Origin of the sequence: Undibacterium sp. MH2W (genome assembly GCF_049340215.1) — a bacterium.
Classification (GTDB): Bacteria; Pseudomonadota; Gammaproteobacteria; order Burkholderiales; family Burkholderiaceae_D; genus Undibacterium.
Map to the genome: position 1 here is coordinate 553,395 of NZ_JBMPPA010000001.1, position 7,994 is coordinate 561,388.

Here is a 7,994-nt window from a genome sequence, read left to right on the forward strand (position 1 = left end):
GAGTTTGTCAGTAAAACGATCGTTATCCACCATCTCTGTTTTGTTTCATTTAATTAATTCACTTCAACAATAGCCAATGACTTCTATTTCGATCGAATATAAAAATATTTATACCACCGTTGAGGCCAGAATCGACGAGGTTTTACGTGGTTTGAGTTCCTCTCCCAAGGAGAGCAAACTTCATAGTGAGTATGAGAAAACAATCGCTGTTTTAAAACCGCATTCAGTTAAATTAAAAAGCGAAATACGTGCATTAGAAGAAAATGCCGAATGGAATACCTTCGTCATGGCGTTTTATGGTGAGACTAATGCAGGTAAGTCGACCATCATTGAAACTCTGAGGATCATCTTAAAAGAACGTAGCAAGGTGAAAGAGCGTGAGCTTTTTAGTAGCATTCAGAAGAAATTTAACATCACAGATCAGCGGTTTTCTGAGCTCCATACAGCAATTGAATTTGCTGAAAGTGAATCGATCCAGGCTCAGACTAACTTGTTACTATTTGAGAAAAATCACCTTATTACTCATCAATCGGAAGTAAATTCCGTTAGCGCTTTACAAAAAAAAATTGAGGAAGCAAAAACAACCGCTTCTCTATGGAAGAAACTGATCTGGATTTTTAAGGAAATGGCCGAGATTGGTGAATTAAAAAAATTAGAAGAAAGTATTCATCAACATAGTGAAATTAGACGCCAAGAGCTCGCGCTTTTAAAAAGAAAAGCAGAGCAGGCGACACGCAATAAGCAGGGGAGCCTCGATAATTTACAGAAGGCAGAGGTCGAAAAGAAAAATCTTGAGCAATATGCCGATGGCAATATCATCGGAAACGGCAAATCCGACTTTACGACAAAAACGCATGAATACCGTTTCGCCGCACACGACCAAGAATTTATTTTATTAGATGTGCCTGGTATCGAGGGTAATGAGAGTTTGGTAATTGACAGTGTGCAGGGTGCCGTCAAAAAAGCTCATGCGGTCTTTTATGTGACTGGGAAAGCAGCCCCCCCGCAAAAAGGAGAGGACGGACAAAAAGGAACGCTCGAAAAAATCAAAGAACATCTCAATTCACAGACAGAGGTTTGGACGATTTTTAATAAACGTGTCACTAACCCACTTCAGATTGAGAATGGGCTTTCGATTGGCGACGATGAACAGCAGAGTTTGGATGATCTTGACAAAAAAATGTCTGAGCAGCTACAAGACCATTACAAAGGTACGCTGGCATTAAGTGCATATCCTGCATTCCTAGCGGCAGCAAATCATCTTGTACCAGGATCACATCACTGGAGTGGCAAAGAAAAATTCAGTAAAAAATTCAACGGAAATGACATTCTGAATAGGACGAAAATGAACGATTTTTATCGATTCATTACGGTCAATCTTGTTAGAAATGCGAAATTAAAAATCTCTCATTCTAACTTTTCTAAAGCAAAGTTTGTCGTGTCTGAAGCAGAACAAGCGATTACGCAAATCGTTCAACAGACCATGATGCCGCTTCAGGAAAAACTGAAAAAAGAATCTGAACATACGATAGACCAGATCGACGGTGCGTTCGAGGCACTTCAGTCACGTATCTCATCGAGTAGCGATCGCGGTATTGAAAAATTTGTAGAAAATTTGCGCGAAAAAATGTACTCGATCATCGAAAGCGATGTGGATAATGATACCTTTAAGTCGCAGTTTGAATATCAACTCAAGTTACAACAAGAGCAGTTTGCATCCGATTTTCCCTTGCAGATTCAAGCAGAAACAAAGCGCTTTGAGCTCAAGATCGTTGATGTTCTTGATCGTTATAAAGAAATAGCACAAGACTCCATCGATGCCTATAGTCATCTCACATTTAACGGTATCGAGAAGCAGATTGATCTCAAAATCGATATAAAAAACGGTATCAATGTACCGAGCCTGATTGCCGCTGCCATCGGTGGTGCTTTAATGATTTGGAACCCTGCCGGCTGGGTAGTAATCGCGGCAGGTGCCCTGGGTATTGTGATTAGCGTCGTGAAAGCCGTTCGGGGATTCTTTAGCTCAACATACAGAAAGTCTCAACAGCGCGAGGCCGTCAGTGCCAATCTAAGTGATATTACTCGGGCGATGCATGCGTCGATGCGTACTAGTTTTGAAAACGCATTCCTGAATTTTGAACCAAAAATTGAACAGTTGGCTATTACGGTCAGAGAGCCTGCGTTGTCGCTTTCCACCATGATTGATGCGCTCCATCAGACGGAACAGCACTTCAAAAGTATCGTCGCCGATATCGATAAAAAAATTACCGCACTCACCAATCAGACCGAAGATGCCGCTGGTGTTATTCACATCGCATAAATAATTGGAAAAAATATGAAAAAAACAGTAGATACATTTAAAAACAAACAAGAGAAGTCTTTGCGTATTTTAAAAAAACTAGAATCCTTTCTCGTACAAGGCCATGAGCTAGCGATTTCTATTGACACAGATATCCATAAGAAACTGCAGATTGCAATTAACTCAATGGACGGAGAGAAGCTAAAGGTCGCGTTGATCGGTGGTTTTTCTGAAGGTAAAACATCGATCGCTGCTGCATGGATGGGTAGACTTGATAAATCAACAATGAAAATAAGTCATCAAGAATCGTCGAATGAAGTCAAGATTTACGATCTCGAAGATGATCTTACACTGATCGATACGCCAGGATTATTCGGATTCAAAGAGCAAGCAAATCTATCCACACACGAAATTGAGAAATACAAAGACATCACTAAAAGATATGTTAGTGAAGCTCACTTAATTTTGTATGTAATGAATTCAACGAACCCGATAAAAGAAAGTCACAAAGAAGACCTTAATTGGCTTTTCCGCGATTTGAATCTTCTTCCTCGTACGGTATTCGTTTTAAGCCGTTTTGATGAAGTGGCTGACGTTGAAGATGAAAGGGAATATCAAGAGGCCCTATCTATCAAAAAAGCTAACGTGATTGGGCGTCTAACAGATTTAATTAAGCTCAATGCGGATGAGGCGAATGCCCTCGCGATTGTTGGTATTGCGGCGAACCCGTTTGATTTAGGCACCGAATATTGGTTATCTTATCCAGAAAAATTTCAGGCGCTTTCCCATATACATTCACTGCAAGAAGCAACGTCAGAGAAAATTCATTCAAGTGGTGGAATTGAGTTACTCATCGAAGAAACAAAAAATACGATTATCAGAGACGTATTACATAAGCAACTACCAATTGCCATTGCGAACGACCAACTGATATCGACAGAAGTGGCAAAACTAGAATCTGCCAATAACTATCTTCAAAAGCAAATGCACGCTGTCCTTGGAGAGGTAAGTGATGTTCGTATGCATTTGCGCGAATTTGTTGTTAGTTATTTTTCTGGACTTATTTTGCAGGTAAAAGGCGCAAGTATTGAAACATTTGGTGAATTCTTTGAACGAGAAATTGGTAGTGGAGGCGTTGTGATGAATAATAAAATTCAAAACGAATTTGAACGCCAAACTAAATCGATCAAGCATTCGATCAATGGGATGGCGAATAGTTATGTCGACGAAATTCAGAACTACCAATCAGCAGTTGATCAACTTGGGCGCCAAGGGATGGGATATATGCTTAAAGGTAACATGATCAACAAAGATACAGTTCTGCTTGTACGTGATGGAATTACGAAAGCCGCTGGTTTCGTTGGTATAGATCTTGGCAAGCTACTCCATTTCAAGCCTTGGGGTGCGACAAATTTAGCCAATGGCCTCAATGGTTTGCTCGCTTTTGCTGGGTTAGCCATAGAAGCATGGGATAGCTGGCAAGAGGCTAAAAAGAAAGAGCAGTTTCAAATTGCGATTCTAAAGATGAAGTCTGATTTTGAGACGCAACGTGACGAGTTACTTCAGTTGATTAATAGCGATCACTTTGTGCGGGACTTCTTCCCATCCTTGATCGATTTGCAAACGAGTATTGATGAAATAAAACAAGAAGTGACTGCCCGTAAGATTGAGCAAGCGAGGTTTCATGAGTGGCGAAAAAACGGTGAAAGTATTGATGTTGAATTCAATATGCTTTGAGACCGACTCAAGTCTTTAGTAAAAAAATGAAGGGTGAAATCTGTCCGTTACCATTATTAGTTAATCGATTGATATAGAAGACTTGTAGCAGCAATATTGCACAAAAAAATAGAAGGTAAAACGAGATACTAAGCTCTTAATCAATGAGGAGCTTAGTTATCTGATTGGATGAGTGTCTGATTGATTCCCAGAACGGTTTTGACACAAGCATGCCGTTAATTTCGCAGAGGAATAGCCTCGATATTAATCAATAGTTGCTTTAAATAAATTTCTATTTTAGTATCTATAATGGTGCAAAATATTGCCAAATTATCTTTTATTTATATAAATAAATGAAGCTAAAGCCCGCTTACGGGGCATGTCAATTATTCTCAATTTTTTGAATTACTCTCTTTTTGGAATATCTTGTGAAGACATTAAAAACGATCGTAGTACTTGCATCGCTGATACTGGTTGGTTGCCAAAGTTATTCACCACAACGTTACACACCAATGCCAGATAACCTCCCGGCTTTAAAAGCGTTACCAGCTGTCACTATTCGCGTTGAACCGTTTGTGATGGCAACAAAATTTGATGCAACATGCAGGGGCGTGGGTGATATGACACCTCCGGTTAATATGACGATGCAAGGTTATTTACAGACGGCCCTGGCTGATGAATTGAAGGTCGCAGGAATGTACGATGCAACAAATCCTAAGATTCGTTTAACTGGAACGATCGATCAATTTAATTTCTCCTCGAGCAAAGGTCTAACAAATGGCGAGTGGAATATCGGCTTAAGCTTGGCTTCATCTAACGGAAAAAGCATGCACGCGTCTGAAAGCTACCAATTTGAAAGCGCTTTTGAAGGTGGAACAGCGTGTAGAAGAACGGCTGAAGCGCTGTTACCTGCTGTTCAGAATCTTGTGTCGAAAGTTATTCATAGTAATGATTTTAACGCGCTCATAAAAGAATAGTAGTCTCTCGATGTCCATTCCTTTTCTTGGTGTTTTTAGTTGTTCATGATGTGCCGTAGATTGTCCCTCTAAGGTATTTGGGTATACGAGATACTTTTCAATCTACCACTGACCGAACACTAAAGGACCTATGCGATTAAATGACTATGCCGACGCTGGCGATAATTTACGAGTCGGCATAGTCAATCAGGTTAGCTTTTTTATCCTCTTTTCCTACCTAGGTCATCTCAAAGCATTTTGACCACATAGATCTTTCTCGCTCCAACTTTGTCCTGATATGCTTGGCGTCCAGTAAATTGAAGTTGCTGGTGCGTTGCGTCCCAGGTCATCGGTGCATGGTTATATGGGTTTCTGAATGGTTCTTTCGCCTCATTGACATACGCCTGCATCTTATCGTTGGTGATGCCGTGACGACGGCTATCTAATTGCAAGCCCACCAAACGAATGTATCCATCCAGATCCGCCATACGCTCCATTTCAGAGAGTGCGATATCGGACGGTGCAACGCCACCATAAAAAAGCGTTTTGCCCACGGGGTTATAAAGGAAATGCAAATAAGGCACGCCAGCATCGTCATTTAACGCTTCACTCATTCCTTGGATCTTGCTACGCGCGCGATCCAACTCGGAGGGCAATACGTTGAGGGATTGGATGACCTTGGTCCAATGATCCGCCATTGTATTTTGCGTCGCATGCGCTTGGTAAAACAAGGAATAAAAACGATCCGACAAGTCCTGTTGTTCCTTTGGTTGTGCATGCATGAAGGTAGTGAGGTAATTCAAGCTATATTGCGCTTCATTATTAAAGGTAGAAACGAGCGATAACTCGTCGCTCGTGAGCGGCACCAGCATTTGAGCAAGCACATCGCCCTCGCTTGTGACGAGCTGCGGATAGACTTCCATCAATTCACTGATCGTTCTGACTTGTTCTCTCAACATGGACCTGACCATCATCTTCGTCAATAAGGTCGAAGACTGCCGCAGTAAGCGACGTAGTGCTAGATCGTTTCTTTGTAATTGCTCGATGCCTTCTTTCGTTTTTCCATCGGCAATATCAAGCACGGCCTCTGTCACCACCATGTCAGATCCCTGCCATAACGCGAGATTATTTCCCACAGCGAGTTCAGGAAGAATCGTTGGTGCTTCTGAGAACTGCGGCAGTGCTTGAATCATCACGTATCGCTTCAGAAGAAGCGCATTTTTCGCTAACGCTTCCTCCAACACTTTCCGATGAGACAGATCTGCTTTAATACAAAAATCCGTCCCATCTTTGCATTCTTTACTTTGACGGTGAAACGTATGCCACGTAAAAGCCGGCGATTTTTGATAGCTCAGTGGTTTAACGCCATCGCGACGCGAGGCATCGTCTTGCGCGACCCGAGTCAATTGCGCCGTCACTTCCTGACCGATTTTAAAAACATCCAAGCTCTCATCCGCGTCGATGGCGTTCAATATGACGTAACCATTATTCGTCATCTCAATGGGCTTTTTCGACATCGCTAAAAACGCTTCGGAAGACGGACTGAGCGATTCATCTTTGAGATTGATAACAATCACAAAAACAAGCAACATCATGAGCACCGCGATGACACCGCCGGTAAATCGTAACACCGAGCTCAAGACTGTTCTGGAATCGGACGCAGCCAATAGGGTGGGAGATGTTGCTTCTTGCATGTTGATATCCTTTGGGAAGGGGTGTTGCAATTCACAATATGAATACGGGGTTGAGCAATGGATTAAACTTGCTTAAAACGACGATTATTCTCTGCATAATTTACCCACATCGAAGGAACGGCGTTCAGCTCACGATTGATTTCGTCATATAACGAACCCAACCAATTCTTCCAGTTTCTCGAATGCCATCATCCACAAAGCCCGCCTTTGTATAGGCTCGAATTCCGGCAATATTTTCCTCGTCAACCGACAACTTTATCGAAGTGCACAAAGGCATGTGCAAGTGAACCCACGTTGCCACCGCATTGAGTGCTAAGGTTCCAAAACCACGACTTTGATATTGTGCATCGATACGCATGGCACTGATGACGATCGTGTTTTCTCCCGCCCAGGACGGTGCCGAGGCGCCACTCTTTAAAACGACAAACCCAACGATCACCGCGTCCATCTGAAACGCCATACCGATCACTTCATCTGTCGTTGCACTATCCACGGCAGCAATCGCTCTTGAGATCGGCCCCGCATATTCTCCCTGTCGTTCATCGATCTGAAGTGCACCCACAGCATCGCGCTCGACTTGGGTTAATTGATTCCAGGGGATGAGGTTCATCGCAATTCGTGTTGGTGGTTGTTTTTAGGATTTACTCATCGATCAATACGGCCATGTTCTAAAAGTAGGCACCGCCCTTAAGCGCGATCTTGGTTCGGATGCTTCTCAAACTGACGCAAACAAAAAGCAACCCCGAGAGCGCTGCCCCAAGCGACCTTGGATGCGTAACTGAGCATGAAGGCTAAACCAGAATAGGCATGCGGACCAAGTAGAAGCGCTTGGACCATCGTCAGTCCAGTCACAACCATGCCGAGCGGCATACCCCAGCGTTTTTGAACCATCATGCCAAAGACCGATGCTAACAACAGGAGTTCGTATGAAATCGACGCAACGATAGGAAGGCTCCCCGAGGGCAATTGGCGTGAAGAGAGCAACGCCTTAAAGATCTCCCTTGATTGCTCTGGAACAGCATTCGGAAATAACACATCACATGCCCCCGCCCCGATGGCTAGTACGACGGCGGAAACGAGCAAAGTTCTGAGAACGTTTATTGGTTTCATAAATGAAATGTCGATCTAAGTTGGGTTTAATCGAGTCAAAAATAACTTTTAAATCATATTTTACTAATTAAAATATTGTTTTGCTATCTTTTTTAATATATCTCGATATTTATCTGAAATCGATTAATTGCAAATTTGCTCAAAGAAAGCCGTCAGATATTTAGCTTTGGTATGTAAGTTTGCTTCGAGATCTCTATTTATGCATTACTTGATTTT

General features: G+C 42.4%; 6 protein-coding genes. 3 read left to right on the top strand and 3 right to left on the bottom strand.

What is annotated here, in order from left to right:
* Positions 1-76: 76 nt before the first annotated feature.
* From ACO0K2_RS02315 to ACO0K2_RS02325, 3 genes are all read left to right on the top strand, one after another.
* Positions 77-2,323, top strand: coding sequence for a hypothetical protein (locus ACO0K2_RS02315; protein WP_423015327.1), 2,247 nt, complete (start codon positions 77-79; stop codon positions 2,321-2,323).
* A gap of 15 nt (positions 2,324-2,338) precedes the next feature.
* Complete coding sequence (locus tag ACO0K2_RS02320; protein WP_423015329.1) at positions 2,339-4,039, top strand: LeoA/HP0731 family dynamin-like GTPase; 1,701 nt, start codon at positions 2,339-2,341, stop codon at positions 4,037-4,039.
* A 407-nt stretch (positions 4,040-4,446) separates the two neighbouring features.
* Positions 4,447-4,995 (top strand): hypothetical protein, encoded by a 549-nt coding sequence (locus ACO0K2_RS02325; protein ID WP_423015331.1) that lies wholly within the window; start codon positions 4,447-4,449, stop codon positions 4,993-4,995.
* 227 nt (positions 4,996-5,222) lie between these two features.
* Here ACO0K2_RS02325 and ACO0K2_RS02330 read toward each other — a convergent pair whose 3' ends face one another.
* The 3 genes from ACO0K2_RS02330 to ACO0K2_RS02340 all read right to left on the bottom strand — a co-directional run bounded on the left by ACO0K2_RS02330 (position 5,223) and on the right by ACO0K2_RS02340 (position 7,778).
* On the bottom strand, positions 5,223-6,668 hold the full coding sequence (locus ACO0K2_RS02330) for a hypothetical protein (protein WP_423015333.1): 1,446 nt from the start codon (positions 6,666-6,668) through the stop codon (positions 5,223-5,225).
* A 124-nt stretch (positions 6,669-6,792) separates the two neighbouring features.
* Positions 6,793-7,278: a GNAT family N-acetyltransferase gene (locus tag ACO0K2_RS02335; protein WP_423015335.1), complete on the bottom strand. Its 486-nt coding sequence runs from the start codon at positions 7,276-7,278 to the stop codon at positions 6,793-6,795.
* Positions 7,279-7,355: 77 nt separating this feature from the next.
* A complete protein-coding gene (locus tag ACO0K2_RS02340; RefSeq protein WP_423015337.1) occupies positions 7,356-7,778 on the bottom strand; it encodes a hypothetical protein in 423 nt (140 codons plus the stop codon).
* Between the last annotated feature and the right edge of the window lie 216 nt (positions 7,779-7,994).

Bases quoted from the DNA above. Each gene is read 5' to 3' on its own strand.
- ACO0K2_RS02335 (WP_423015335.1), bottom strand. From the start codon at position 7,278: ATGAACCTCATCCCCTGGAATCAATTAACCCAAGTCGAGCGCGATGCT.
- ACO0K2_RS02340 (WP_423015337.1), bottom strand. From the start codon at position 7,778: ATGAAACCAATAAACGTTCTCAGAACTTTGCTCGTTTCCGCCGTCGTA.
- ACO0K2_RS02320 (WP_423015329.1), top strand. From the start codon at position 2,339: ATGAAAAAAACAGTAGATACATTTAAAAACAAACAAGAGAAGTCTTTG.
- ACO0K2_RS02315 (WP_423015327.1), top strand. From the start codon at position 77: ATGACTTCTATTTCGATCGAATATAAAAATATTTATACCACCGTTGAG.
- ACO0K2_RS02330 (WP_423015333.1), bottom strand. From the start codon at position 6,668: ATGCAAGAAGCAACATCTCCCACCCTATTGGCTGCGTCCGATTCCAGA.